18 protein-coding genes and 2 pseudogenes are annotated in these 26565 nt (G+C 69.6%); 10 read left to right on the top strand and 10 right to left on the bottom strand.

From position 1 onward, the window contains the following. Positions 1-284 precede the first annotated feature (284 nt). Positions 285-1493 (top strand): glycosyltransferase family 4 protein, encoded by a 1209-nt coding sequence (locus ACN28I_RS09925; protein ID WP_420941824.1) that lies wholly within the window; start codon positions 285-287, stop codon positions 1491-1493. Positions 1494-1806: 313 nt separating this feature from the next. On the opposite strand, the gene ACN28I_RS09920 is transcribed toward ACN28I_RS09925, so the two are convergent. From ACN28I_RS09920 to ACN28I_RS09910, 3 genes are read right to left on the bottom strand one after another with little or no spacing between them, the layout of a single operon-like run. After that, entirely contained in the window at positions 1807-3024 is a 1218-nt protein-coding gene (locus tag ACN28I_RS09920; RefSeq protein WP_420941823.1) for a glycosyltransferase family 4 protein, read from the bottom strand. A gap of 53 nt (positions 3025-3077) precedes the next feature. Continuing rightward, positions 3078-4595 (bottom strand): lipopolysaccharide biosynthesis protein, encoded by a 1518-nt coding sequence (locus ACN28I_RS09915; protein WP_420941822.1) that lies wholly within the window; start codon positions 4593-4595, stop codon positions 3078-3080. Position 4596: 1 nt separating this feature from the next. After that, positions 4597-5928 carry an O-antigen ligase family protein gene (locus tag ACN28I_RS09910; RefSeq protein ID WP_420941821.1) on the bottom strand — a complete coding sequence of 444 codons (1332 nt, stop codon included), beginning with the start codon at positions 5926-5928 and terminating at the stop codon, positions 4597-4599. 268 nt (positions 5929-6196) lie between these two features. Here ACN28I_RS09910 and ACN28I_RS09905 point away from each other — a divergent pair, with 268 nt between their 5' ends. The 3 genes from ACN28I_RS09905 (at position 6197) to ACN28I_RS09895 (ending at position 12288) form a co-directional block, all read left to right on the top strand. After that, entirely contained in the window at positions 6197-7693 is a 1497-nt protein-coding gene (locus tag ACN28I_RS09905; protein ID WP_420941820.1) for a right-handed parallel beta-helix repeat-containing protein, read from the top strand. Between the two features lie 144 nt (positions 7694-7837). Continuing rightward, positions 7838-9490 (top strand): right-handed parallel beta-helix repeat-containing protein, encoded by a 1653-nt coding sequence (locus ACN28I_RS09900; RefSeq protein WP_420941819.1) that lies wholly within the window; start codon positions 7838-7840, stop codon positions 9488-9490. Between the two features lie 185 nt (positions 9491-9675). Further along, complete coding sequence (locus ACN28I_RS09895) at positions 9676-12288, top strand: N,N-dimethylformamidase beta subunit family domain-containing protein (protein ID WP_420941818.1); 2613 nt, start codon at positions 9676-9678, stop codon at positions 12286-12288. Between the two features lie 107 nt (positions 12289-12395). Here the strand turns inward: ACN28I_RS09895 and ACN28I_RS09890 are convergent, their stop codons facing one another. From ACN28I_RS09890 to ACN28I_RS09865, 6 genes are all read right to left on the bottom strand, one after another. Continuing rightward, complete coding sequence (locus ACN28I_RS09890; RefSeq protein WP_420941817.1) at positions 12396-12839, bottom strand: hypothetical protein; 444 nt, start codon at positions 12837-12839, stop codon at positions 12396-12398. Next, positions 12836-13483, bottom strand: a complete 648-nt coding sequence (locus ACN28I_RS09885; RefSeq protein WP_420941816.1) for a hypothetical protein — start codon at positions 13481-13483, stop codon at positions 12836-12838. The genes ACN28I_RS09890 and ACN28I_RS09885 overlap by 4 nt, the downstream gene beginning before the upstream one ends. Beyond that, entirely contained in the window at positions 13470-14567 is a 1098-nt protein-coding gene (locus ACN28I_RS09880) for a hypothetical protein (RefSeq protein WP_420941815.1), read from the bottom strand. The genes ACN28I_RS09885 and ACN28I_RS09880 overlap by 14 nt, the downstream gene beginning before the upstream one ends. A 253-nt stretch (positions 14568-14820) precedes the next feature. Continuing rightward, positions 14821-15678: a DUF2381 family protein gene (locus ACN28I_RS09875; RefSeq protein WP_420941814.1), complete on the bottom strand. Its 858-nt coding sequence runs from the start codon at positions 15676-15678 to the stop codon at positions 14821-14823. A gap of 99 nt (positions 15679-15777) precedes the next feature. Continuing rightward, a complete protein-coding gene (locus ACN28I_RS09870) occupies positions 15778-17667 on the bottom strand; it encodes a serine/threonine protein kinase (protein WP_420941813.1) in 1890 nt (629 codons plus the stop codon). Positions 17668-17774: 107 nt separating this feature from the next. Then, positions 17775-17975, bottom strand: coding sequence for a hypothetical protein (locus ACN28I_RS09865; protein ID WP_420941812.1), 201 nt, complete (start codon positions 17973-17975; stop codon positions 17775-17777). 358 nt (positions 17976-18333) lie between these two features. On the opposite strand from ACN28I_RS09865, the gene ACN28I_RS09860 reads away from it, so the two are divergent. The 6 genes and pseudogenes from ACN28I_RS09860 to ACN28I_RS09835 all read left to right on the top strand — a co-directional run bounded on the left by ACN28I_RS09860 (position 18334) and on the right by ACN28I_RS09835 (position 25083). Next, positions 18334-18975, top strand: coding sequence for a polysaccharide biosynthesis/export family protein (locus tag ACN28I_RS09860; protein WP_420941811.1), 642 nt, complete (start codon positions 18334-18336; stop codon positions 18973-18975). A 55-nt stretch (positions 18976-19030) separates the two neighbouring features. Continuing rightward, positions 19031-20185, top strand: coding sequence for a hypothetical protein (locus tag ACN28I_RS09855; protein WP_420941810.1), 1155 nt, complete (start codon positions 19031-19033; stop codon positions 20183-20185). 27 nt (positions 20186-20212) lie between these two features. After that, positions 20213-21635 (top strand): annotated as a pseudogene (locus tag ACN28I_RS09850) (GumC family protein). 40 nt (positions 21636-21675) lie between these two features. Then, on the top strand, positions 21676-22413 hold the full coding sequence (locus ACN28I_RS09845; protein WP_420941809.1) for a CpsD/CapB family tyrosine-protein kinase: 738 nt from the start codon (positions 21676-21678) through the stop codon (positions 22411-22413). Positions 22414-22515: 102 nt separating this feature from the next. Continuing rightward, positions 22516-23901 carry a sugar transferase gene (locus ACN28I_RS09840; RefSeq protein WP_420941808.1) on the top strand — a complete coding sequence of 462 codons (1386 nt, stop codon included), beginning with the start codon at positions 22516-22518 and terminating at the stop codon, positions 23899-23901. A gap of 225 nt (positions 23902-24126) precedes the next feature. Next, positions 24127-25083, top strand: a pseudogene (locus ACN28I_RS09835) (gluconeogenesis factor YvcK family protein). 31 nt (positions 25084-25114) lie between these two features. On the opposite strand, the gene ACN28I_RS09830 reads toward ACN28I_RS09835, so the two are convergent. Next, positions 25115-26533 (bottom strand): FAD-dependent oxidoreductase, encoded by a 1419-nt coding sequence (locus ACN28I_RS09830; protein WP_420941807.1) that lies wholly within the window; start codon positions 26531-26533, stop codon positions 25115-25117. Positions 26534-26565: the final 32 nt, after the last annotated feature.

The raw sequence follows: 26565 nt of genomic DNA, 5'->3' as shown, positions 1-26565 counted from the left end.
TCGAGTCCGAGGCGGACACTGGCTCTTGCCGGTCCGGTCTCAGTGGGACGCAGGGTGCGCATCACCCGGCGGGGTCGAGAACCCTGGCGCTGGGGGCGGCCTGCCGCCACTTGCAAGACAATCACGGTGCTCCGCTCCAGGGCGCCGCGTGGAGGTCTGTCTTCCGGTGCATGTCGTTCGTCACTGGATGACGTTTCTCACTCCCCAGCGGCAGGGTGCGCTTCGCGGCCCGACATGCCCAACCTCCCTCGCTACGGGGGGACCCGCTCTCCAGGCGGGGGGAGATGATGAGACTGCGTATCGCACTGCTGATGAATCTGGCTCCGCGGAAGCGTGGCTCGTTGGAGGATTGGATTCTTGCTTTTTGCCGGGAGGCCGCGCGGCGCGGCCACCAGACCGATGTCTGGCTGCGTCAGCCCATGCTGGCGTCCTTCGCCGCGGACCTGAAGGCGAGCGGTGCGCGGGTGGAGGACCTGGAGGACTTCGAACAGGCCGGGATGTGCACCATGACCCGGCGCCTGGCCGGGTATGACGTCATCCACCTCAACTTCATCTGGCCACGCGGCCGCAGCGCGCTGGCGGCCTACGCGGCCTGGCCGGCCCGGGTGCTGTTCACCGCCCACTCGGACTTCATCGAGGGGCAAGAGGGCCTCCTCCATCGCGGCATGCATTGGACGCTCAACCACGCCCTGATGCTCCGGGTGCATGGCCTGGCCGGTGTCTCCGAGCACGTCCGTGTCAAGGAAGGCCATCGCCTGGGGCTCCCCCTCCACCGCTCCCGCACCATCTTCAATGGTGTGGACACCCAGCGCTTTGTCCCCCGCACGCGGCCGGGTGGGCGAGTGGAGCTCATCACCATCGCCAACCTCGTGAAGAGCAAGGGCGTGCACCACCTGCTGCGAGCCCTCGGGCGGCTGCGCTCGCCGATGGTGCGCCTGCGTGTCGTGGGAGACGGCCCGGAACTGCAATCCTTGCGCGAGCTCGCGGTGGCGCTTGGCATCCAACACCAGACGGAGTTCCTGGGGCTGCGCAACGACGTGCATGAGCTCCTCGGCTCGTCGGACATCTGCATCCAACCCACGCTGCTGGAGGCGTTCGGCCTGACCATCGCGGAAGCCATGGCCTGCGGTTGCGCCGTGGTGGCCTCGCGGGTGGGCGGAATCCCCGAGGTCATCCAGCACGGCGGCACCGGTCTGCTGGTGGAGCCGGGGGACGAAGCCGCCCTCGCCGGCGCGCTGGACCGCCTGGTGCGTGATCCGGAGTTGCGGCGTCAGCTCGGTGCTTCGGCGCGGCAGCATGCCCGTGAGCACTTCAGGCTGTCCCGCACCGTGCGGCAGCACGTGGACTGGTGCGAGGAGGCGGCTGGGCTCGTCTCCCACCCGCCGGGCCACCTCACCGCCGTCCCGGAGGCTCGCGGTAGCGGAGCCCGAGCCGGACGTTTCCCCTCGAGCCGGTCCCCTCGCTCCCTGAAGCAGCCCTTTCTCGAAGGGTGACCCCGGCATGCAAGCTCCAGGATTCATGTTCTGACTGATGAGTGGGCAGAACGCATGAACCCCGGTGCATTCGCGGCCCCATTCCGGACCCGCGTTGATCGAGCTTTTCCCCCCCCGGCCATCTCAGGGCTGGGCCCCCCGCCTCCCCCGGCCCCGTCCACACGGGGACGGCGAGCTGTGAGGACAGGGGAGAGGGCGCTCCCTTGGAGGAGGCTCCGGTGGGGGAGGCTCCGGTGGGGGAGGCTCCGGCGCGGGGGGGGCCCGGCTCCTGCACGGAGTCCCTGCTCCGGAACCGGCCCGTTCGCTGGAACGCTCAGCCCTGAGGGCCCACCGCATCGGCCGGTCCCCCCCGCGGCCCCATCTGCTGGACCGGCACGGTGGCGGCGCTGAACGCGGGCCGCGCCGGGGCCTCGGGGGTGGGGCGCAGCCGCACCGGGACGCTCCTGCGCTCGGCGGCCACCTGCTCCATGCAGTCCACGTGCTCGCTGATGCAGCGCGCGAGCGTGAAGGCGCGCTCCACCTTGCGCCGGCCCTCGGCTCCGAGCCGCGCGCGCAGCGCCGGATCGAACGCCAGGGTGTCGATGGCGCTCGCGAGCGCGGCCACGTCGCCCTTCGGCACGAGCAGGCCGTTCACCCCCTCGTCGATGATCTCCGGGATGCCGCCGCTGCGCGTGGCGATGACGCCGCACCCGCTGACCATTCCCTCGGTGACGGCGAGCCCGAAGGCCTCTTCCAGGATGGGCGGGTGCACGCACACCTCCGCATCGCGCAGCAGCAGGTGCACATCGTCGCGCATCCCGAGGAACTCCACCCGCTTCTCCAGCCCCAGCTTCCGCACGAGCGCCTTGTAGGGCTCCTCCATCCGGCCATAGCCCACCACGCGCAGCGTGCAGTCCTGGGCGCGCGTGCGCGTCATGGCCCGCAGCAGCAAGTCGATGCCCTTCTCGGGGATGAGCTGCGACACGCAGATCATGCGCAGCGCGCCACTCGGATTGGGGGTCTTCTCCGTCGTGAACCGGCTGGGGTCCACGCCGTTGTAGATGACGCGCGTGCACCGGGCATCCAGGCCGAAGCGTTCGACGTCGCGCCCGCGCACGTACTCGGACACGCCGACCAGCTCGTTCACGCGCAGGAGCGTCACCTGGTCGAGCGCCCGGGAGAGGTACCTGCGCAGCGGTGCCACGGGCATGTGGATGTCCCCGCAGTGTTCCACGAAGACGAGCTGGGCGGGCCAGGCGGCGTAGCAACTGAACGCCACCTTCGAGCGCGGTGGCAGCATGTTCGCGTAGATGAGATCATAACTGGCGAGCCGCCGCGCGGCGGCCATGGGCGCGGCCCTGAGCGACTCGATGGAGCCGAAGCCGACGCCCAGCATGTCCAACTCCTGCTGCACCACGGGGTGCACCGGCAGGAGGGTGTACAGGTCCAGCGTGTGGCCGCGGCGGAGCGCCTCGGCGCAGACTCCGAGGACCCACTGCTCCAATGACCCGAGCTTCTTGGGCGGCGTCCCGACGATGAATGCAATCCGCATGGCTTCATGTCCTCCAACGGCTGACAGCTTCAGATGGCGAGGTCTCGAGTGCTTCAGCGCCTGAGCGAGGCGAGCAGGGCGAGGGGCCGCAGCCCGAACACCTGGAGGAGTGGCACCAGGGCTCCTGTGAACAGGACGCCCGCGACGGCGACGTGAAGCACTGCCCCTTCGCGCCCGCCCAGCGTCTCGAGCACGGGGCCCAGCCGGGTGGTGAAGGCCAGCACCGCCACCGCACACACCCCCGTGGCGCCGCACAGCCGGGCGAGCTCCTTCACGGGCAGCCAGTCGCGCAGCGCCGGCAGCGGCCCGCCAGCGGCGAGTGCGCGCGGCAATTGCCGCAGCAGCAGCGTCTTGCCCACCACCTCCGCCAGGAGCCAGGCCAGGATGCCGCCGAGCATCCCCAGCCAGGGCACGAGCAGCGCGAGCAGCGGCACCGTGGCGATCGCCTTGCCCAGGTAGGAGAAGAAGATGGCGCGCGTCTGTCCACGCGCGCGCAGCAGCCCGTCCATGGGCAGGCACGCGAGCATGATGCCCAGCACGCTCACCCGGAAGATGGGGACCGCGGCGTCGAACTTGCCGCCGAACAGCGCGCGCACCACCCACGGGGCACTGAGGACGAGGAAGGCGCTCGCCGGGATGAAGACGAGCGCGAGCTTGCGCGTGGCCTCCCGGAAGAGCGCGGCCGCCTGGGCGCCGAGCCCCTGCTTGTCCAACTGGCCCACGCGCACCATGAGGACTTCGCTGGTGGGCGAGTAGAACAGGTCCACCAGCGGCACCTGGAAGCAGCCCACCGCGTACACGGCGTAGAGCGCGGGCGGCACGCTCAGGGCGACGGCGTACTGGTGCGCGACCTGCTGGGGGATGCTGATCATCATCGCCGCGCCGAACGGCAGGGCGTAGGCGAGCTGCGCGCGCAGGCCGGCCCACGAGGGCCCCCCGCCCTCCGCCGAGAGCACCATCGAGAGCGTCACGCAGAAGCGCGTCAGGGTCAGGACGGCGAGCGCCGCCATGGCCCCCTTCATCCCGAAGCCCAGGAGGAACGGCGCGACGAGCGCCACGCTCTTGAGGATCTCGTAGCCCACGTAGACGAGCGCCGACGCCCGGGTGCGGCCTTGGCTGGTGAGGGTCGTCTCCAGCAGACCGCCGGCCAGCGAGAAGAGGACGAAGAAGGCGAGCTCGCCGCGGAACAGCAGCAGCGCCGGGTTGGGGAACCGCTCCGCGGCGAGCGGGAGCGCCGCCCAGAGGAGCCCCGCTCCCACGAACCCCATGGCCAGGTTGAAGAGCTGCGTCTGCAGGAGGACGGCCCGGGGCCCCTGGGCCCGCGGCACGAAGTAGTAGAGGCTCTGCGCCATCCCCAGCGACAGGATGCTCAGGACCGGGCCGCACAGCAGGAAGATCTGCTTGTAGGTGCCGTACTCCTCGAGCGACAGCTTGCGCGCGAGGTACAGCGGGGTGACCACGGTGATGACGGCCGCGGTCATGCGCGCGAGCACGAGCGGCAGGGCCTGGCGCGTGGCGCTCGTGCCGCGCTGCTGCTGCTGTGCCGCCTCCGCCGTCTTGTCCGCCGCCATGTCACAGTCCTCCCCGTGTGTCGCCACGGGCCAGACGTCCGGGCTGGGGCGCGTCCCCTCCCGCCCAGGGCGCGCGAGGCACGAGGGGCGCGGGGGAGAGCGAGCCCGTGCCGGACGTGCCTTCCGCCGGAACCGGGGACACCTGCGCCAGCCGCTCCGCGCAGGCGGCCAGCGCGAAGAGCACGTAGAAGTGGACGGACACCAGGAAGCCCGCGAAGAGGCAGGACACCAGGTGGCCCACCACCGCCGCCGCGAGTGCCCGGGCCAGCCAGCCCCGCTCCTTCTCCCGTGCGGCCTGCCACAGCGGCCCGAGCACCGAGCCGATGAAGGCCAGGAAGAGCCCCAGCCCCACGAAGCCCAGATCCGAGATGACCTGGAGGAAGACGTTGTGCGCGGCGTACACCCGGCCGCCCGTGTGCTGAGGGCCGTAGATCCGCCACGCGAAGGGGAAGGTGCCCGCCCCCACGCCCAGCAGCGGGTGCTCCAGGCTCACCCGAGAGGCCACCGTCCAGGCCTCGACCCGGCTCATCGCCGAGGCATCCTGCTCATAGGTGGACACCGTGCGGGTCCGATCCCAGAAGCTCCGCGGAGAGAGCACCAGCATGGCCATGGCCACCGCCACGACGACGAGCGTGCGGCCCAGGTGACGCTCCAACACCAGCCATGTCACCGCGGAAGCCACGAGCCCCAGGAAACCGCCGCGCGAATAGCTCAACACCATGGCGGTGATGGCCATCGCGGCGGCCACGCCACACGCCAGGCGCACCCACCAGGCGCTCCGCCGCCGGACGAAGAAGGCCACCGCCAGGGGGACCACGATGCCCACGCTCATCGCCATGCGGTTGGGGTCCGCGTACACGCCCAGCCACCGCGCGCGGTAGCCCTCCACCAGCTCCACCCCCGCGTTGTGCCAGGCGATGACGCCGCGGGAGGTGATGAGCGAGGACAGGATGAGCGCGAGCAGGGCCCACCGCAGGCGCCGCTCCGTCGTCACGAGGTTGATGACCGTCAAATAGACGAGCACCCACTTGAGGAGCTCCGCCGCCGTGGAGCGCGTGACGTCCGGGTACAGCGACCAGCGCAGGGACACGAAGGCCAGGCCACAGAAACACATCAGGAGCACGCCCCGCTGGCCACCCGCCCACAGCGGCTGTCTGCGCCCCACGCGTCCCAGGAGAAACAGGCCCGTCGCCATGGCGGACGTCAGCAGCGCCGGACGCCACCGATCGGCCCCGGGAATCCACTCACCGGGGCTCAGATAGATGCAGGCGAGGAAGGCGAGCAGGAATCCGAATGCCCAGCGGTCCCGGCCTTGTCGCGGCTTGCGTCCCATACTCATCTCCCAACGCCCATCCGCCGAGCCAAGGCCGACTCATCCCGGCAGTGCACCCCAGGGTGCACACATGGGGAGGCGGGGGCCATTGCCTCCCGGCGCACCATCTGGGGGGCAAGGAATCATCGCCTGCCGGATGAGAAGCGGGCCCGCGGGGCATGCCAGCCAGCGGCCTCTCCTCGCGCTCCTGGGCCCTCGCCCGCCGGAATCATCCGCGTCCGCGCGGTGTCCCAGACCACTCACTCTTTTCCCACGAGGGGTTGTCCTCATGCGTATCGGATTCACCGTGTTCCCTCTGCTCGCCGCCGTGATGCTGGCCTCCGCGTGTGGAGAAGGAGCAGCCCCGGGAGCGAGCGGTGCGCTCGGCTCGGACACCACCCGGCCAGACGGGCCCCCGGGGGTTCCCTCGTCCCCCTCCGGCGTCGAGCCAACGGTTCCGGTCGTGCCAGCCAACCCCGCGCGCGAGTGGGTGGTGAGCCCCACGGGCAACGACACGGCGGCCGGTACGGCCGCGGCCCCGCTGCGCACCATCTCCAAGGCCATTACCCAGGCCGGGCCAGGTGAGCTCATCCGCGTGCGCGCCGGCACCTACGCCGAGCGCGTCCTCATCATGGGCTCGGTCCGCCACGGCACCGCCTCGGCTCCCATCACCCTGCTGGGTGAGGGCAAGCCTCGCATCGTTCTGGGCTCCCAGTCCGGAGCGCTCATGGTGGTGGAGCGCAGCCATTGGGTCATCCGGGGCTTCGACATCGACGTCGAGAATCGTCCGACGCTCGCGGTGGCGTTCACCGGCAATCTCGAGGGCACGTTCCTCGCCGACTCGGAGATCCACCACGCGAAGTACGGCGCGGGGGTGAGCTTCCACAATGGTGCCAATGGCGCCACGCTCGAGAACAACAACATCCACCACCACGTCATCCCGGGTCAGGACTCCCACGGGGTGATGATCCAGCCCACGGCGCGCAACATCACCGTGCGCAACAATGTCATCCACGACAACTCGGGAGACTCCATCCAGTGCTACAGCGAGGATGGTGCGATGCCCGGCGCTCCGGCGGATGGCATCCTCATCGAGGGCAACGAGCTGTACGGCAACTTCGAGCAGGGGTTGGACATCAAGACGTGCACCAACGTCACCGTGCGCCGCAACAAGATGCACAACTCCAAGGGCAACGGCGCCATGGTGGTGCACATGTCCGCGAGGGACATCCTCATCGAGGAGAATGAATTCTACGAGTCGGGTCTGGCCATCGGCGTGGGTGGCAACCGCTACGGTCCGATGCCCTCGGGCATCGTCATCCGCCGCAACCTCATCCGGGACATGAGCACGGACCGGGGGACGGGTGGCGGGCTGCAGATGGCCAACTCCTCGGGGACGCAGGTGTACAACAACACCTTCACCCGGCTGCAGGCCCCGGCGCTCATCGTGGGGAGCGGGCAGGGCGGTCCGACGCAGGACATGGTGGTGAAGAACAACATCATCGACGCGGATTCCGCGGTGAGCCTGGGCAGCCAGGCGCCGGGGCTGAAGATGGACTCCAACCTCTACCGGCCGGGCTCCACCTTCCGGAGCGGGGGCTCCGTCTGGAATCTGGCCCAATGGCAGGCACAGGGCCACGATGGACGCTCGCGCGAGGGCAATGCCCAGCTCGACCCCACCACGCTGGCGCCTGGACCGGCCGCCGTGGATGCCGGAGAGCGTGTGGAGCTCAGCGCCACGTGCGGTGCCGGGCCGGATATCGGCGCCGTGGAAACCGGCTGTTGATGCGGCCCTTCGGGCAGCAGGCTTCCTGACAACAGATCGAGTCCTTGATGGGAGTGCGGGGTCCGCACTCCCATTTGCTTTCAAAGGAATAGGTGGGGGGATCCCCCTGTCGAGAGCACCGCACGAAACACAAAGGTGTTCTCCATGAACTATTTCAACAAGTCCTCCCTGTTCGCCGCTGCTCTTGTGTCCTGTCTGGTGACTGCCTGCGGAGCCCCCGCTGAGCGGGATGGAGCTCAAGGGCTCATCGACGGACCTGCCACGGAAGTTCCCACCCCCATCGACTCACCCAGTCCATCCACTCCACCGGTGGGCGACATTCCCATCGATGCGCCACAGGCGGGTGACTCGCCCACCGAGGCTCCGCAGGCGGGCGAAGTACCCTCCGAGCCCTCGCAGGGTCAGCCTCCCTCCGGCCAGAACGAGGGCTCGGGCCCCTTCCCGTTGCCCAGCACCCCTCCTGCCGCCCCTCCCGTCACCGCGGCCTCGTACAAGCGGGAGTGGGTGGTGAGCACCACGGGCAAGGACACGGCGGCCGGTACGGCCGCGGCCCCGCTGCGCACCATCTCCCGGGCCATCACCCTGGCCGGGCCGGGTGAGCTCATCCGCGTGCGTGCCGGCACCTACGCCGAGCGCGTCCTCATCATGGGCTCGGTCCGCCACGGCACCGCCTCGGCTCCCATCACCCTGCTCGGTGAGGGCAAGCCCCGCATCGTCCTGGGCTCCCAGTCCGGCGCCCTCATGGTGGTGGAGCGCAGCCATTGGATCATCCGGGGCTTCAACATCGACGTCGAGAATCGCCCGGCGCTCGGCGTGGCGTTCACCGGCAATCTCCAGGGCACGTTCCTCGCCGACTCGGAGATCCACCGTGCCAGGTATGGCGCGGGGGTGAGCTTCCACAATGGTGCCAATGGCGCCACGCTCGAGAACAACAACATCCATCACCACGTCATCGCGGGCCAGGACTCCCACGGGGTGATGATCCAGCCCACGGCGCGCAACATCACCGTGCGCAACAATGTCATCCACGACAACTCGGGGGACTCCATCCAGTGCTACAGCGAGGATGGCTCGATGCCCAGCGCTCCGGCGGATGGCATCCTCATCGAGGGCAACGACCTGTACGGCAATTACGAGCAGGGGTTGGACATCAAGACGTGCACCAACGTCACCGTGCGCCGCAACAAGATGCACAACTCCAAGGGCAATGGCGCCATGGTGGTGCACATGTCCGCGAAGAACATCCTCATCGAGGAGAATGACTTCTACGAGTCGGGTCTGGCCATCGGCGTGGGTGGCAACCGCTACGGTCCGATGCCCTCGGGCATCATCATCCGCCGCAACCTCATCCGGGACATGAAGACGGCCCTGGGGGTGGGTGGCGGGCTGCAGATCGCCAATTCCGTGGGGACGCAGGTGTACAACAACACCTTCACCCGGCTGCAGGCCGCGGCGCTCATCGTGGGGAGCGGGCAGGGCGGTCCGACGCAGGACATGGTGGTGAAGAACAACATCATCGACGCGGCCTCCGCGGTGAAGCTGGGCAGCCAGGCGCCGGGGCTGAAGATGGGCTCCAACCTCTACCGGCCGGGCGCCACCTTCCTGAAGGGCGGCTCCTCCTTGAAGCTGGCGCAGTGGCGCGGCCAGGGCTTCGACGGCAACTCGCTCGAGGGCAATGCCCAGCTCAACACCACCACGCTGGCGCCTGGGCCGGCCGCCGTGGACCGCGGTGAGAAGCTGGGCCTCGAGTTCTGCGGTGCCGGGCCGGACATCGGCGCCGTGGAGACGGGCTGCTGATCACCCCTGAAACGGCGCTTCCACGCTGAACCCGGGCACCCGCTCCCCTCCGAGGGGGGCGGGTGCTCGTTCATGAAGCGACGCTCTCCTCCTCCTGGCGGCGGTGGTTCCTCGTAGGAAATCCGGGCAATACCCTCTTCTCCGCCTTGCTGGGCTCGAGTCCCAGCTCCTGACAGGAGAGCGGTATGCGCGCGGAGCGTGGTGGAGTCTTCGGGGGAGGGGTGTTGCTGTTGGTCGCGATGCTCTGGGGGGGATGCCATGAGACTCCCACCCGCCCGAAGTTGGAGGAGCCGCGCCCCGAGGCCCCTGGGGGTGGATGCACTTCCAACTGCACTTCGCCCGCGCAGCCTCTCGAGCGCCAGCCCCAGCCCAACCCCATCCTGGTGGAGAACCAGCTCCCGGGAGATCCTCAGTGGCAGAGTGGATTCGCCGCCGGCGAGGGCGAGCTCGAGTTCTACACCTCCACCGAGTCCGTGGAAGCGGGCGAGAGCATCGGCGTCAAGGTCTCCACCCCCACGGAGCGCACCGTCACGGCCACGCTGTACCGGATGGGCCATTACGGGGGCGCCAAGGCTCGCAAGGTGTGGAGTGGGGGACCCTGGCGGACGCGGGCGCAGGCGCCGTGCCGGCGCGACGCGGCGAGCGCACGCATCGAATGTGATTGGCTCGACACCTTCTCCATTCCCATCGACGCCTCGTGGGTCTCCGGCCTCTACGTGTTGAAGCTCTCCCGGGAGGATGGGGGCATGCGGTACACGCCCTTCGTCATCCGAGACAGGCGCGCGGCGGAGATCCTCTACACGCCGAACTTCACCACCTATCAGGCGTACAACACCTGGGGCGGCACGAGCCTCTACTACGATGCCTCCGGGAAGACACCGTTCGGCCGTGCACGCGAGGTGTCCTTCAACCGCCCCTACAATGCCGGGAACGGCGTCGGGAAGACGTTCTTCCTGGAGCTCGGCTTCATCCAGCTCCTGGAGAAGCAGGGCTATGACGTGACGTATGGGACGCAGCTCGACTTCTTGCGCTTCCCCAATTTCCTGGAAGGGATTGGCGCCTTCGTCGGCGCGGCCCAGGACGAGTACTGGCCGGAGCAGGAGAGGGATCAGATCGACGCCGCGCTCGCGGGCGGAAAGATGAGCCTGGCCTACTTCGGCGGGAATGGCGGGTACTGGCGCATCCGCATGGAGCCGGACTCGAAGGGACGTCCGCTCCGCAACCTGGCCTGCTACAAGAACGAGCACAAGCTGGACTCGCGGCCGGGCACCACGGTGCGCTTCCGGGATCCGCCCAACGCGCGTCCGGAGAGCAACCTCTTCGGGGTGATGTACGAGGGCTGGCAGATCGTCATGTTCCCCCTGGTCGTGACGGACGACACGCACTGGCTCTTCGAGGGGACGGGGCTGCGGCGGGGGATGCCGCTGACAGGGCTCGTCGGGTATGAGTACGACAGGCATTTCCCCGAGCTGCCGGGCGCTCCCTCGGGGCTCAACGTCAGCATGGTGAGCCCGGTGGTGAGCGCGGAGGGCGTCCCGTCCTACAGCACGACGGTGGATCGCACCCTGCCCTCGGGGCGGCTGGTGTTCTCCGCGGGCACCATCTACTGGGGGCTCGCCATGAGCCCGGATCCGGAGCTGAGGGATGCCCGGGTCGAGCGCATGACGCTCAACGTGCTCGAGCGGGCGCTCTCCCACCGCCGTCCCCCGCGCACGCTGCCCGAGATGACGGGGCCGGGGCCCGTGAGCGACCCACCGGTGGGCCAGTGGGCCCGCGGTGTGGAGGCCTTCGCCGGGCAGGCCGGTGCATCGGGATGGCAGGATGGCCCCGCGGCGGAGGCCCGGTTCAAGGCGCCCACCGGGCTGGCCGTCACCCCGGCGGGGGAGGTGGTGGTCGCTGACACCGGGAATCACCGCATCCGGCTCATCCAGGCGGATGCGGCGCGCACGGTCATCACACTCGGTGGCAACGGGCTGCCCGGCTTCCGCGATGGTCCTGGGGAGCAGGCCATGTTCCGCCACCCCACGTCGGTGGCGGTGGGGCCGGCGGGGGAGATCTACGTGGCGGACTCCGACAACCACGTCATCCGCCGGATCCAGCGTGGCGCCACCGGCTGGACGGTGAGCACCGTCGCGGGGCGGAGCACCCAGGGAGGCTTCGCCGACGGCACGGGCTCGCAGGCGAAGTTCTTCCGGCCCCTGGCGATCGCCACGGACGCGGCGGGCAACCTCTATGTCGCGGACGAGATGAACAACCGGCTCCGGATGATCCGCGCCGGCACGCAGGAGGTGGTGACCCTCGCCGGCAGTGGCGCCGCGGGCAGGCAGGACGCGGAGACGGGCAAGCAGGCCAGCTTCTTCTATCCCACAGCGCTGGCGATCGGGGCGGACGCCCTGTTCATGCTGGATGCGGGCAGCCAGTTGGTGCGCCGCATCTCCCTGACTCCGCCCCACGCGGTGGAGACCATTGCCGGCAGGCAGCGCGGAGGGGTGTTCGGCTTCGCGGATGGAGCGGGGAGCGACGCCCGGTTCCGCGCGCAGCTCGGCATGACGGTGGCCGCGGATGGGAGCGTGGTGGTGGCGGACTCGGGGAACTTCCGCATCCGCAAGCTGCTGCCCGGCGCCCAGGCCAACTCCTGGCGGGTCGTCACCCTCGCCGGCTCGGGCCAGGCGGGGGCCCGGCTCGGTCCAGGTGACGTGGCGGATCTCGCCGCGCCCACGGGGCTCGCCACCGGTGCCGGCGGGCAGCTCTACGTGAGCGACTCGTACAACCACGCCATCCGGATCATCCTCCCGTAGCCGCCGTTCGCGAGGGGATGCGGCTACACCCGCGCCTGCTGCGGGATGTCCAGGCACGGCTGCGCACGGGGCTTCGCGGTCTTCTCACCCCGGCAGTACCCCATCGCTCAACCGTTCAGCTGGGCGGCGAGGAACTCCAAGAGCCTCTCGGGCTGTGGCTCTCCGAAAGGCAGGCGCCAACTGGAGAACGGCGGCTGCCCCGCGCCACAGGTGAATTGGATGTGATGGAGAGGGTGTTTCGGCCACGCCTGGCGTTCCGGGTCCAGGTGGAACATGAGCTGCCAGAACGGCACCTCGAAGGGAGGCCATGCGACGCACATTTCGAAGTCGGTGATGAGTTCTCCCTTTCCCTTTATCTGGAAATTGAGGGCGGCCCCGGTTGAAAGGGAATAGAGGGCATTGCGTTCCGAGGGCTCGAAGCGCCCTTCGCCGCAGTAGATGCGCCATCGTTGCTGGGGCCACTGGTCCAGGTGGGGTGGCTTGCCGCTCCAGTGCTCATGGCTGCCCACCCGCTTGCGGATGCCCTGGAGGAGTTGCTGGGCATACTTCATTCCAATACCTCGCGGAGGGCCTCGGACAGCGAGCGCCAGCGACTCAGATCCGGCTCAGGCACTCCCGTCGGCTCGCGGTCGAGGAGACGGCGCACAAGCTCGCTCGTGCTCATCCCATAGCGCGCCTCCAGCTCAATGCACCCTCGGCGGAAACTATCCACCATCGAGGTGTCACTTGGGTCCACGGCGAAGGAGTCTTCGCTCACGGTGATGACCTGGGCAACCGCCAGCAGATCGGGCGCATGGCGGGAGATCTCCGGCATGCGTGTCACGGTGGTCAAGAAGACCAGGGAGGCGCGAGGTTCGTGGGAGCGCAGGGTGTCGGTGAGCCAATCCCGCAGCAGGTTGAGTTCCCGCCAGCGGGCCTGGAGCTCTTCCGAGCTGCCTTCCGCGGCATCGTAGACGCACCAGACCGTCCGGCACTCCAAGGATGGATGGGTCTGGAGGCGTGCCTGGAGCGAGCTGGCCGGCACCTCATTCACGTGCGCTTCGGTCAGGCTCGGGATGGCGGACTGGAGCCACTCTCTCGCCTGTTGCACGCCGTGCAGGTCCTGGCAGACGGCGAGGGTGATGGGACTGCCGCCCGAGATGGCGATGGCGGCCACGTCGTCCAGCCAGCCCGAGTGCAGCTCAATCCCTGGCATGTTCCGCCTCCTGACGCCTGCGTCGCAGCAGTGCTTCCACGAGCGGATTGACGACGATGCGCAATCCCCCAGTCGGCAGGTCATGCTCCACGAGGGCTCCAATGCGCAGCAACCGCGCCCGGATGTGGGAGGGCCGCTCGGTATCGTTCAGCTCCAAGGCCTCATAGTCGTCAGGCTCGAGCTGGTACTGCCAGCGTTCGGTGACACGCTGGACGGCACGGGCGAAGGACTCGGGTTGAACTCGCTCCAGCCCATCGACGAGCGCTTGCGTCGCGGCATTGGAGAGGAGCTGCAGGAACTGGCGTGGGAGCCCACTGCTCAGGCGGATGGCCTCTCCGATGAGCTCACCAGAGAATATCTTGCTGGCTCCGCGTGCCTCGGTCATCCGAAGGAGGAAGTCATAGCCGGGTGAGTCAGGATCGCAGGGCAGGGCGCGCAGGCGCTCGACGAGGCGGAACCGCTCCTCAATGTCTCCAAAGTAGCTTTCGAAGCTAAGAGCCAGAGGCGCGGTGATGACCGCCCGGCAGGGCAACTCGCTGGTGGGGTTGCGCGCATCAAGGAAGAGGTCACGGGCGCTGTCCAGCGGCATCCTCTCCAGCCCATCCCAGATGAGGACGGCGGGTTTATTGGCAGCTTCGGCGATGGCTCTCAACAGAGCGGACGCCATGTCCCAGAACTGAGCTGGACCTTGTGCAATGAGAGGACGGGCGTGAAGAGGCTCGTTGCGGAAGCGCTGCAGGGCCGTGGGGGTAGGTGGGCCGCGAAAGGTACGCAGAGTAGGAGGAGTCAAACTGAGTGCCCTACCTAGCGCAGCGTTCAGATCCTCGATGTCGGCATTGCTCTCCGCGGAGATTCCGAACCAATCTTCACGCAGATGGACATAGGCCCAGAGTGCGCTGAAGACGAGCAACTCATGCCAACTCGTACCTTGGAGGTTGAGCACTTTGTCGACAGAAGGCTGGATAACGAGGTAACGCTCGTGAAGCAGGCTAGCTAGTCGGGCCAGTTCAGTGGACTTGCCTACGCCTGTCTGACCGAAGAGGAGCACGCGCGACCTGGTGGAGGGGGCGAGCTCGATGGCCAAGCGTGAGGCGAAGTCCGGGTTACGCGGCACATATGCTCCCTCTGGGGGGAAGCTCCGAGGGGTCGCATCGCGCGATGAACTCACTGAGGGGCGCCTGACGGCTCATGGCTTCAAGGTAGCAGTCCGGACGTCCGAGTTCAGGTGGTTCCCTGCCCGCCCGCATCCATCGGGTCGCTCACTCGTTGACGTCAACGAGTGGTGTGTGGGGAGTGCCTACATCACTCGTTGACGTCAACGAGTGAGTCCTCCGGCGTCAGGGGAAGCTCACGTTTCCAATCTCGACGCCCAGGGTTCCCTGTCCATCCCGGAGGCCGAGCGTGAGCTTTCCGCGGGCTTCCCGCTCCGGCAGCTCCGTCTCCGCCACGACGAAGCCGCGCCCCAGGGGCGCAAGGGGTTTCGGCTGCCACACGCCGGGCTGTGTCACCTCTTCTCCGTCACGTGTCAGCGTGGCCTTCGCCGCCGTCCAGGGTTGCTCCCCCGGGTTCCTCAACCTCAGTGCCACGGCCACCCGGAACACGGGCTCGCCGCCCTCCGGCACGTCCGGGGTGTAGCGGTAGGCGAAGACCGCCTCCACCTCGAGTGTGTTCATCGGAGACAGGGTGATGGACTTCGAGAGATCGCTGAACACGACCCCCGGGTCGCCCATCTTCATCCGGCCCCTGGCGAACAGCCGGGTGATGGGACCCTGTCCTGGGTCCTCCGTCTGAAGCCGCCGCAGCTCCCGCGCGAGCCTTTCGTTCTCCTCACGTGCCTCCCGGAGCTCTCGCTCCCAGGGCTCCTCTGGACGTCCGAAGCGGAAGACATCCACCGCCCGCGCGAGCCGGGCCGGGTGGAACAGCAGCGCGAAGGTGGCGCTCGCGGGGGCGGAGTCCCCCTCGAAGTACACCGTCAACCGCGAGGGCTTCCCGCTCCGGGATTTCCTCCTGGGCACGAGCACGAGGGTCCCCTCGTCCTCGTCCACCGGCCGGAACCGCTCCGCGTCCTCCAGCTCCACCCGAGCGATCCCGGAGTCGAAGACGAAGGTGGTGGGGCAGCTCCGCGCTGATGCACACCTCGATCGGCTCCCGGGCGGACTCCGCCGGCAACTCGATGGACCGCGTGGGCTCCGCACACGCGTCCGGGTAGGCCCGGCAGAGCGTGGTATCCGGGGACGAGGAGAGCAGCAGGAGGGCGGCGGAGGGGAGGAGCATGGCGGCCTGGGGAGGGCGCGTCAGTCGAAGCGGCGGACCGGCAGCGCGATGATGTTGGTGGAGAACGCCTCGACCTCGCCGGGGGTGCTTCCTGGCCTCAGCTCGAGGCCGCGCGCTGTCGGCTCCCAGATCTCCGCGCAGATGGGGAAGGTGGTTCCCTGGGGCGTCCAGGCCCGGGTGAGGCGCGCGTAGGCGCGTCCTCGCGCGAAATGCAGCTTCCCGGTGAGCACGCTGTTGGCGGGCAGCTTGCCCCAGGGGTCCGAGAGGAGGGCCGAGATGTCACCCTCGCGCACGGCGAGCCACCGGGGCTGGCCCTCGGTCTGCAGGCGGAGGCCGGGCCCTTTGTCGCCGAACTGGTTGCGGTAGCGGTAGAAGTCACCGAGCGTCTTCGTCATGGCCTCCTGGGCGCCGGCCGGGCACGCCTCGGGTGCGGGGTGGGCCTTGGCCACCGGGGCTCCCGCGCAGGCCAGGTTCGTGACGGCCGCCGCTCCGGCACACAGGCCGCGCAGGGTGGTGTTGCCCGCCCTGGCCGGCCGCTGGCTCCTGGGCGGAGTGGGGCTCTTCTGCGGAGTGGGGCTCTGCTGCTGTTGGTCTTTCACGGGGCTCACGGGGGTCTCCTCCTCGGAGGACGCCGCGGGGGAGGCGGCGGCCGCGGGGGTTGACTCCGGAAGTAGTGGAGCCGCGGCCGACCCAGTGTCAGGGGCCTTGGGCGCCCGCGCCATTTCGTGACTCGCGGAGACCGCCGCCGCCAGGGCGAGGCCGGCACCCAGCGCCACGGCCAGCCATTTCCATGGCCACGCCAGGCCTCGCGCCGGGCGCTCCCGGGCCGCCGCCCGTCCTCTTCGTCCCCGCCCGGAAGCGCCGCCTCCCTCCGCGAGCCTCACGGCGGGCGCGGGAGGTGTCTCCGGACGCGTGGGCAGCTCCGGCCGGCGGATGCGCCGCCCGGGGGCCTCTCCCTCCCGGGCCGCCGCCACCTCCTCCCACTCGAAGACGTCCGCCTCCCACTTCGCCCGCCTCCCGAAGGTCACCGCCGCCATCAGCGCGTCGTGGACCTCGGCGCCGTCGCGGTAGCGCTCCTTCGGGTCCTTGGCCAGCATGCGCATCAGCACGCCGCTCAGCGCCCGGGGCATCCGCCGGTTGACGCTCCGGGGCTCGGGCGCCCGTTGCGTGGCGATCGCCAGCACCAGCAGCTCTCCCAGCACCTCGGGCTTGAAGGGGTAGTGCCCCGTCGCCGCGCGGTACAGGCTCACCCCCAGCGCGTACAGGTCATCCGCGGCGCCCACCTCGTACGGCTCGCCCGAGTGCCTGCCCCGCTCCAACCAGAAGCGCATGGCCTCGGGGCTGCGCAGGTGCGTGGTGCCCGGTGGCAGCGGGCCCGGGGTGAGCGGCTCGGCGCCCTCGTAGACCCCGATGCCGAAGTCCACCAGCACCGGCTCTCCATCCGGCTCGCGGATGAGGATGTTCCCGGGCTTCACGTCCCGGTGCACCACGCCCCGGGCGTGCAGCGCTCCCAGCGTCAGCGCCATCTTCGCCCCCACCTCGGCGAGCTGGAGGAAGGAGGTGTCGCGCGTCTCGGGCCACTCGTCCAGGGGCAGGCCGGGCACCAGGTCCATGACATGGTAGAGGTGGCCCTCGACAGGATCCGGCCAGCGCCCATGTCCGTGGATGCGGACCACGTTGGGGTGCACGGCCTTGTCCATCAACAACACCACCTCCCGGCCGGCGCGGACGTCTCCGGGGCGCAGCGCCAGCTTGAGGGCCAGCATGACGCCGGGGTGATGGATGTCCTCCACCTGGTAGGCGGCGCCGTAGCCCCCCACGCCCAGCTTCTCCACCACGCGCCAGTGGCCCACCTCCGTGCCCGCGGGCAGGGCCTCGGGAAGCAAGGTGCGCGTCAACTCGGATTGCATGGGGGGCCATCCTCCCGGCAAGGGGGGTGACCTTGCAAGTCAGAAGGACGCGCGGCCCGGAATGACCTGGGAAGTCACCGGCCCGCGCTCGTCCCCCCGTAGGTTTTTCAGGCCTCCTTGGCGATGCCGGCCGCGGGCACCGTCTCCTTGGTGCCGCTCAGCACCGAGGTGCCCGCGAACAGGCCCACGCCGACCAGGGCCAGCGCCGCCGCCTCCGCGTAGTTGCCCAGCACCGAGCCGAGCAGCGTCATCATTCCCGCGCCCACCGTGAACATCCCCAGCACCGCCCCCGCCGCCGCCTTGCGCATAGCCGCCGTCCGCTCCTCACTCGCCCAGGCCCTGCCTGGGTCCGGGTTCCTCCGGAGAAGGCTTCAAGCGGCGTGCCACGTCTTCCCGCGAGGGAATGGGAAAAAACCAGGGACAGGGTGGGAAGCGCGGTTCCCATTCCGAGGGAGATCCGGCGAGTGATCCGGAACCACCCCCCGGGGTGATGCCGGAATTTTTTCCCGTACAGCCCTCCCACTTCCCCTGGGGTGTAGCGCGTAACCCATGACGATCCGGGGACTTTGCCTGTCTGGGGTCGTTGGCACACCCGCTGCTAGTGCCTCCCGCGAACATGCGGTCCCTGGCCTTTCCGCGGCCGGGGACTTTGGGGAGAGGCGAACGATGGGAAAGACGAGCGCGAGGTGGTGGGTGGTGCTGGGGTTGCTCCTCCTGTCGGGGTGCGCCCACCGGGCCCCGGCGCGGGTGGACAATTCGGACCAGCCGTACCGCATCGGCCGTGAGGACATCCTGGATGTGGCGGTGTGGCGTGACGCGGATCTCTCGCGCACGCTGCCGGTGCGGCCCGATGGTTTCATCTCCCTGCCCATGGTGGGTGAGGTAAGGGCCGAGGGGCGCACGCCCGAGGAGCTGGCCGCCGAGGTCCGCGAGGCCCTCAAGCCGTACGTGCAGGATCCCCGGGTGACGGTGATCGTCCGCGAGGTGAACAGCAGCCGGGTCTTCATCACCGGAGAGGTGACGAACCCCGGCGCCTACCCGCTGCGTGGCCGGGTGTCCATCCTCCAGGCCATTGCCCTGGCGGGCGGCTTCACCGACTTCGCGGATCGCGACGCCATCGTCGTGCTGCGCCGCTCGGGGGCGAAGAAGGCCGCCACCGCGGAGGGCTCGGGCACGGGTGGCTCCGGCACCCAGGAGGCCACCACGGAGGGCGACTACATCTCCGTGAGCTACAGCGAGCTGGTGAAGGAGCCGCGGAAGTACGAGCCGCTCATCCTGCGGCCGGGCGACACCATCATCGTTCCGTAGCAGGTCGAGGCACCGCGGGTGTGGTCTGGGTTGGAGCGTGGGGATGGAGGGTGCCGTGAAGGTTTCCTGGAAGAGATGGTTGGCGGCGGCGGCGGTCGTGGGGACCTCTCCGGCCGCGCTCGCCAGCACCGTGGTGGAGCCTCGAGCCCAGGTGTCGCTCGAGGAGCGCTACGACGATGACTTCCGGCTCAACGACGCCGGTGTGACGGGCGGTCAGTTCATGACCAAGGTCACGCCGCGGCTCGGGCTGGACCTGAAGGATCCAACGCTGAAGCTGGAGAGCTACTACGCGGCGGACCTTCTGATGCGGCACGGCAGCGGCCGGTTCACGCTGGATCACCGCGGGGGCGTGTCGGTGCGCAAGCAGCTCTCGCGCCGCCTGCGGGTGGAGGTGTCCGGCAGCATCTACCGGGTGACGGATCCCGCCTCGCTGCCGCGTGACAGCGTGGCGCGCTCGACGGATCCGGTGCTCTACGGCCAGTCGCGGGTGTACGCGTCGGGGCGGCTGAGCCGGCAGGTGGACCTGGGGGCGGGCTACGCGTTCGAGGGCGTGCAGGTGCAGATGGCGGGCAGCGATGCCGGCTTCGTGCACACGCCGTTCGCCGAGCTGTGGCTGCGCACCTCGCGGCGGCTGTCGCTGGGGGTGGAGTACCGCTACCAGGGCTTCGTTTTCGGCGACAACTTCCAGCAGGCGCACGGTGTCTTCGGTGCGCTGCGCTACCGGCTGTCGCGGCTGACGACGTTCACGGCCCGCGGCGGTCCGGTGTCCTTCACCGCCGAGGACGGGACCGGGGGACTCATTCCCCGGGTGAAGCTGGAGCTGGTGCACGAGGCGGGGCCGTTCGACCTGGGCTTCGTCGCGGGGCATGACCTGGTGGGAGCCAGTGGCTTCACCAACGCGCTGTGGGCGGACTACGCGGGCCTGGTGCTCAACCGGCACTTCAATGACCGGGTGTCCGTCTACGGGGTGGCCAGCTTCTTCCGCAATGGACGCGCGCCAGGGGAGGGGGCCTTCACCTGGGACGGCGGTGCGCGGGTGGCCCAGGGCTACGCGCTCGGCGCGGGGCTCGAGTTCAAGATCAACCGGTATGTGTCGATGCAGACGGCCGTGGATCGCATCGCGCAGGTGGGCGTGGATGAGGAAGTGGCGGCGGGAATGAACCTGACCCGGAACGTCGCGGCGGTCCGGCTGCACATGAAGGCTTGGTGACACGTGGAGCGAGGAGGAGGAGCGCACATGGAGCGTGGGATGACGGCAGACCAGGTGCTCAAGGCACTGTGGCGCCGGAAGGTGCTGGTCGGGGCCATCGTGCTGGCAGTTTTCGCGGTGGGAGCCGCCATCGTGTTGAGCCAGCCGAGCGTGTACGAGGCGACGGCGGTGGTGCGCGTGCAGCACCAGCGCCCCGGAGAGGAGATGGTGCAGCGCACCGTCAGTGAGCTGGTGGAGCAGCGGCTGCTCACCGTGCGCCAGGAGCTGATGGCGCGGCCGGTCCTCCAGAAGGCCATCGAGGAGATGAACCTCTATCCGGAGATCGTCTCGGAGAAGGGCATGGAGGCCGCCGTCAACCGCATGCGCAAGGACATCACCGTGCGTGTGGAGGGGGAGAGCGCCTTCGAGCTGACGTACGCCAGCACGGATCCGAACGTGGCGGCGCAGGTGGCCAACCGGCTGCCGCAGCTCTTCGCCGAGCAGGCGCGGAAGTCCCGCCAGGAGCAGGCGGCGCGCGCCACCCAGCTCTTCCAGGACGAGGTGGTCGCGCTCTCCAAGAGCGTCACCGAGTGGGAGAAGAAGATCGCCCAGTTCAAGGTGGACCACCAGGGTGAGCTGCCCGAGCAGCTCGAGATGAACATGCGCGGCCTGGAGCGCGTGGGGGCGCTGCTGCAGACGAAGTCCGAGGAGCTGCGCGTGGCCGAGGCCCGCCGCTCCGACCTGGCGCGGGCCCGCAACGCCGCGGACAGCGAGGCCGGCCGCATGGAGGCCGCCGAGCACTCGCTCACCCAGGGCCTGGTGGCCGCCCGCTCCTCGTGGACGGCGGATCACCCCGAGGTGAAGCGTCTGTCCGCGGAGCTCAACACCATGCGTGAGCGCCGCAAGGAGGCCGAGGGCCGCCAGTGGGCCGAGCGTCAGGAGCGCACCCGCGTGGCCGAGCTCATCACCTCCATCCAGAAGGAGATCGAGGGGCTGCACCAGCAGGCCAAGGACTACCAGGCGCGGCTGGATCGCACCCCGCAGTGGGCCCACGCGCTGGGCGTGCTGAACCGGGACTACGAGATTGCCCGCACCAAGTACCAGAGCGTGGTGTCCCGCCGCGTGGAGGCGGAGCTGGCCCAGGAAGCTCGAGGCCAAGAGCGCCGAGAGCCTCTTCAACACCATCTCCCCGGCCGGCGTGCCGGTGGCGGCGGCGCGGCCGGATCGCATGAGCGGCCTGCTCATCGCCTTCCTGCTCGCCCTGGGCGTGGGTGTGCTCACCGGTGTGGTGCTGGAGATGCGCGACGACACCATCCGCGACACGCAGGAGCTGCGCGAGCGCCTGCCCCTCCCTGTCCTCGCGGTGGTCCCGAACATGCAAGGCAAGGCGGAGAAGCGGGTGCTGATGCCCGCGACGGGGAACCGCAATGGAGTGGTGACGCCGTCCACCAACGACACGCCGCTCAACTAGGAGACTTCGGGTGAACAACGCGGAATCCGGGAGGAATGGAATGGAGCAGCAAATGGAACGGGCGGGGAATTTCCTTCCCCGGGTGGATGACGCGGCGGGCTCGCCCAACGCGGTGGACAGGCGGGTGGTGTCGCTGACGGCACCGGCGTCGGGTGCGGCGGAGCAGTACCGCAGCCTCTACTACCGGCTGGAGCGGATGCGCGAGCTGCGTCCTCTCAAGGTGGTGGGTGTCACCTCGGCCATGCCGGGTGAGGGCAAGACGGTGACCACCGTCAACCTCGCCCTGGCGGCGGCCCGGGCGAATCCGGAGCGGCGCATCCTCCTCATCGACGCGGACCTGCGCCGCGGCCAGGTGGCGGATGTGCTCGGCATCAAGGGCAGGCCCGGCCTGTCGGAGCTGCTGAGCGGGGAGTGCGAGGTGAGGGACCTGGTGCGGCGCTTCCACGCCACGCGCATGGCCGTCATCACCGCGGGCGGTACGCCCGAGGAGCCCACCCAGGCGCTGGCCAGCGGGAAGATGAAGCAGTTCCTCAAGGTGGTGCGCGAGCACTTCGACGAGGTCTACATGGACCTGCCGCCGACGCTGCCCTTCGCGGACTCGGCCATCCTGGGGCACCAGACGGACGGGCTGCTCATGGTGGTGCGCGCCAACGTCACCCCGGCCGGTGCGGTCAACCAGGCCGTGGAGCAGCTCGGTGGGGCGCCCATCCTGGGCTGCGTGTTGAACGGGGCGGAGATGAGCGACACCCCGTACATGAAGAACTACGTCCGGAAGTAGCGGACGGAGGGCTCCCGGCCACGCGGAAGCAGCGCGTGGCCGGGGGTCTCGAGGCGGCAAGGGCAGCGCTGGGGGGCGGGCGAGGCGGTCGGAGGGAGATACGTGCTTCGGGTTTTCCATCATTACTTTTCATCCAGGAAGCTGACGCTCTTCATCATCGAGGGCGCCGCCATTGCCCTGGCGTGTCTGCTGGGGGCGGCGGCCTGCGCGAGGGTGCTGGCGCCGGCGGATTCCCATCTACCGTTGGCCCAGGCGATGCCGGGGTTGTTGTTGCTGGGGGCCACCTTTGTCCCCACGTTCCAGTTCTCGCTGTACCTGATGGATCTGTACAACCTGAGGGTGGCGGCGGAGGACCGGAGCCGGGGAGCCCGGCTGCTCAAGGCGGCCGGAGTCACGACGGCGGTTGTCGGTCTGTTGATGTTGGCGGTGCCGGCGGTGCTGCCGGTGCGGTTGCCGCCCGGTGCGCTGCTGGGCGGGGCCGTGGGCGCCCTGGTGGGGACGCTGCTGGTGCGCTCCTCGCTGCGCGCGGTGGTGGGTGTCCCCAGCCGCGTGCTCATCGTGGGGGATGGCCTCAAGGCGCGCTCGGTGGCCAACGCCATCGAGCAGGGCGGTGAGGACAGCTTCCAGGTGGTGGCGCTGGTGGATCCGCGGGTGCCACTGGCCAACGGCGCGGAGGCCGAGCCGGTGGACGTGACGGCCGAGCGGCTCGGGGCCGAGTTCGTGGTGCAGGCGGCGGATGACATGCGCGGGGCCAACTGGATGGAGGCGCTGCTGCGCTGCCGTCTGGCCGGGCGCCGGGTGTACGAGGCCGCCGGCTTCTGCGAGCGGGTGTTGCGCCGCTTCCCGGTGGCGCACGTGCGCACCAGTGACTTCGCCTTCGCGGACGAGCTGACGGTGTCGAGCACGCGCAAGTGGGCCAAGCGTGTCTTCGACATCGCCGTGGCCTCGACGCTGCTGCTGTGCGCCGCGCCCTTCCTGCTGCTGGTGGCGATCGCCATCAAGCTGGACTCCAAGGGGCCGCTCTTCTACCGGCAGGAGCGCGTGGGCCTGAATGGTAGGACGTACCAGCTCTGGAAGTTCCGCAGCATGCGCACCGACGCGGAGAAGGACGGGGCGGTGTGGGCCCGGGCGAATGACGATCGTGTCACCCGGGTGGGCCGCTTCATCCGCAAGACGCGCATCGACGAGATTCCCCAGGTCTTCAACATCCTCACGGGGGACATGAGCTTCGTGGGGCCGCGGCCGGAGCGTCCCGTCTTCGTCGAGCAGCTCAAGCAGCAGATCCCCTTCTACGGGCTGCGTGAGGCGGTGAAGCCGGGCCTCACCGGGTGGGCGCAGATCCGCTACCCGTACGGGGCTTCGGTGGAGGACGCGCGCAACAAGCTGGAGTTCGACCTGTACTACGTGAAGAACGGCTCCCTGTTCCTGGACATGGCCATCATCTTCCATACCGTGCGGCACGTGTTGCTGGCGCGGGGGGCGCGGTAGAGCGGTACGGGCCGGGCCACGGTGGCTCGGGTGTGTGGGGTGACACCGCCGGGGGGGCCCGGCGGTGGTGGTGCGGATGGGCGTTGGAGGGGATGGGACATGCTCGAGTCATCGGAACTGCCTCTCGACGAGGCGTTGGAATGGGATGCGCGCACGGGGCGCCGGACGGCCCACCGGAACGAGCTGCTGCAGGCGCTCGACATCCGGCCGACGCGCATCGTCGCGATGGGGGGCGGCACGGGCCTTCCCATGGTGCTGCGCGGCCTGGCCCGGCGCGCGGATCCGAAGCTGGGAGACCCGGGGCTGGACATCACCGCCGTGGTCGCGATGAGCGATGACGGCGGAGCTCCGGCCGGCTGCGGCGCACGCGGGGGACGTTGCCTCCCGGGGACGTGCGCAACTGCCTGGTGGCCCTCGCGGGCGGCAAGGGCACCAGTCCCCTGAGCGAGGTGTTCCAGTACCGCTTCGCCGGGAAGCGGGGGCTGGCGGGCCACGCGGTGGGCAACCTGCTGATCGCCGCGCTCGCCGAGGCTCAAGGGCGACTTCCTGGAGGCGGTGCGCGTCTCCGGGGAGCTGCTGGGGGTGAAGGGCCGGGTGCTGCCCAGCACCACGTCCCCGGTGCAGCTCGTGGCCCAGATGGAGGACGCCACCGAGGTGGTGGGCGAGCGCAACATCAGCCGCGCCCACGGCCGCATCCGCAAGGTGCTGCTCAGCCCGCGCTCGCCGCCTCCGGTGGACGGGTTGATCGAGTCCATCCGCACCGCGGACCTCATCGCCATCGGGCCGGGCTCGCTGTACTCGAGTGTGCTGCCCAACCTGCTGGTGGACGGGGTGGCCCAGGCGCTGTGCGAGACGCGGGCGCTGAAGGTGATGGTGGCCAACCTGATGACGCAGCCGGGCGAGACGGACGGCATGGACTGCCTGGACCATGTGCGTGCCGTCATCGACCACGTGGGCCCGGTGCTGGACGCGGTGCTCATCAACGGCGCCCTGCCTTCGGACGAGGCCGCGAAGCGCTACGCGCTCAAGGGCCAGTTCCCCGTCCGGGTGGATCGCCGCGCCCTCATCAGCGCGGGCGTGGTGCCGGTGGAGGCGGACCTCCTCAAGGAGGGCTCGCGCATCCGGCACGACAGCCGCAAGGTGGCGCGCTGCCTGCTGAAGATGGCGCGCTCCGGGCTGTAGGCGGGCGCCCGTCCGGCGGGAGCCGCCCTGCTCAGGCCGCCTGATTCTTGGCGGCGGTGGCGGGAGCGAAGGGCGGCTCCGGCTTGCGCTCCATCGCGGCGGCCGTGGGCCTGGAGGTGAGGACCTTCAGGACCATGCCCGGGGAGAAGAGGGCCGTGGACGGCTCGACCATCTGCATCACCCGCACGAAGGTGTTCAGGGCCTCCTCGTCGTGGCCCACGAGCGCCTGGAGGCGGTCGCTGTACCAGCTCATCAGGGCGAACGCGGGAGGGCGCTTGCCCTCCACCTGGGGAAAGCGCAGGTCTCCGCTCGTCGCCATGGTCCAGGGGGATTCCAGGAGCTGGCCCACCTGCCGGCGGTAACGTGAAGCCAGCCCGCCCAGCCCCTGGCGCAGGCCCTCGCCCAGGGCCCGCGCCTGCAGCGCGCCCGTGGTCATGCCCTGCCCGTAGATGGGGTTGAAGGAGCAGAACGCATCTCCCACGGGCGCGAGCCCCTCGGGGAAGCGGGACATGCGCTCGTAGTGGCGCCGCTGGTTGTGGGAGTAGCGGAAGACGTTGATGGGCCCGAGCGGCTCGGCATCCTGGAGCACCTCGTGGATGTGCGGCTGGATCAGCTCCCGCGTGTATCCGAGGTAACCGGCGTCATCCAGGGGCGGTTGCAGGCCATGCCAGCCGGCGAGCAGGAGCAGCATCTGATCGTTCTCGATGGGGGCGAGCACGGCCATCCGCCGCTCCGTGGGCAGCTTGGGGCCGATGCTCATCATCTTCCAGTCCGCGACGAGCCCGGGGGGCCGCCGGAAGAGCCGGCTGGCGTAGACCACGTCGACCTGGATGTGCGTCTCCTCGACGCGGGGAAAGCCGAGGGCCTCCAGCCACTGGGGGGTCCGCGAGCCGCGGCCGCTGGCGTCCACCACGAGCTCGGCCTCGAGCGTCTCCTCCTGCCCGCCGCCGGGGACGCGCAGGTGGACCCCCGTGACGCGGGCCTTGTCGGGGCTCGTCAGGAAGCCTGTCACCTCGCGGCCATCGCGCACGTGCACGTTGGGCAGGGCCTGGAGGCGCTGGCGGATGACCCACTCCAGCAGCGGCCGGCTTTGCGCGTAGAAGTGGAGACCGCAGGGGATTCGCGGGCGCCAGAAGCCGCCCATGAACCAGGCATGCTCGTCGGTGAAGTCGATGAAGTGGGAGCCGGCGGCCTTCAACTCCTCCCGGAAGCCGGGGAAGACCTCGCACAGGACGTTCATGCCGGGCGTGAACAGGCCGTGGACGTGTGCCCCCTGGGGGACGCCCTTGCGGAGCTGGGCGCCGTTCTCCAAGCGGTCCCTCTCCACCAGGGTGACGCGCTCGAAGTGGCGGGACAGCACACCCGCGGCGATCAGCCCCGCCGTGCTACCGCCATAGACGAGGGCGTGCTTGCCGGCGGGCGTGGAGGGGAGGGGGGTCGAAGTGCTCATGGGGACCTCGGTGCCGCGAATGAAGGCCCAGA

The sequence above is a fragment of the Archangium gephyra genome (assembly GCF_049060025.1).
Taxonomy (GTDB): Bacteria; Myxococcota; Myxococcia; order Myxococcales; family Myxococcaceae; genus Archangium; species Archangium gephyra_A.
Note: the sequence above shows the minus strand (reverse complement) of the source record. Positions and strands in the feature narration are given on the sequence as shown.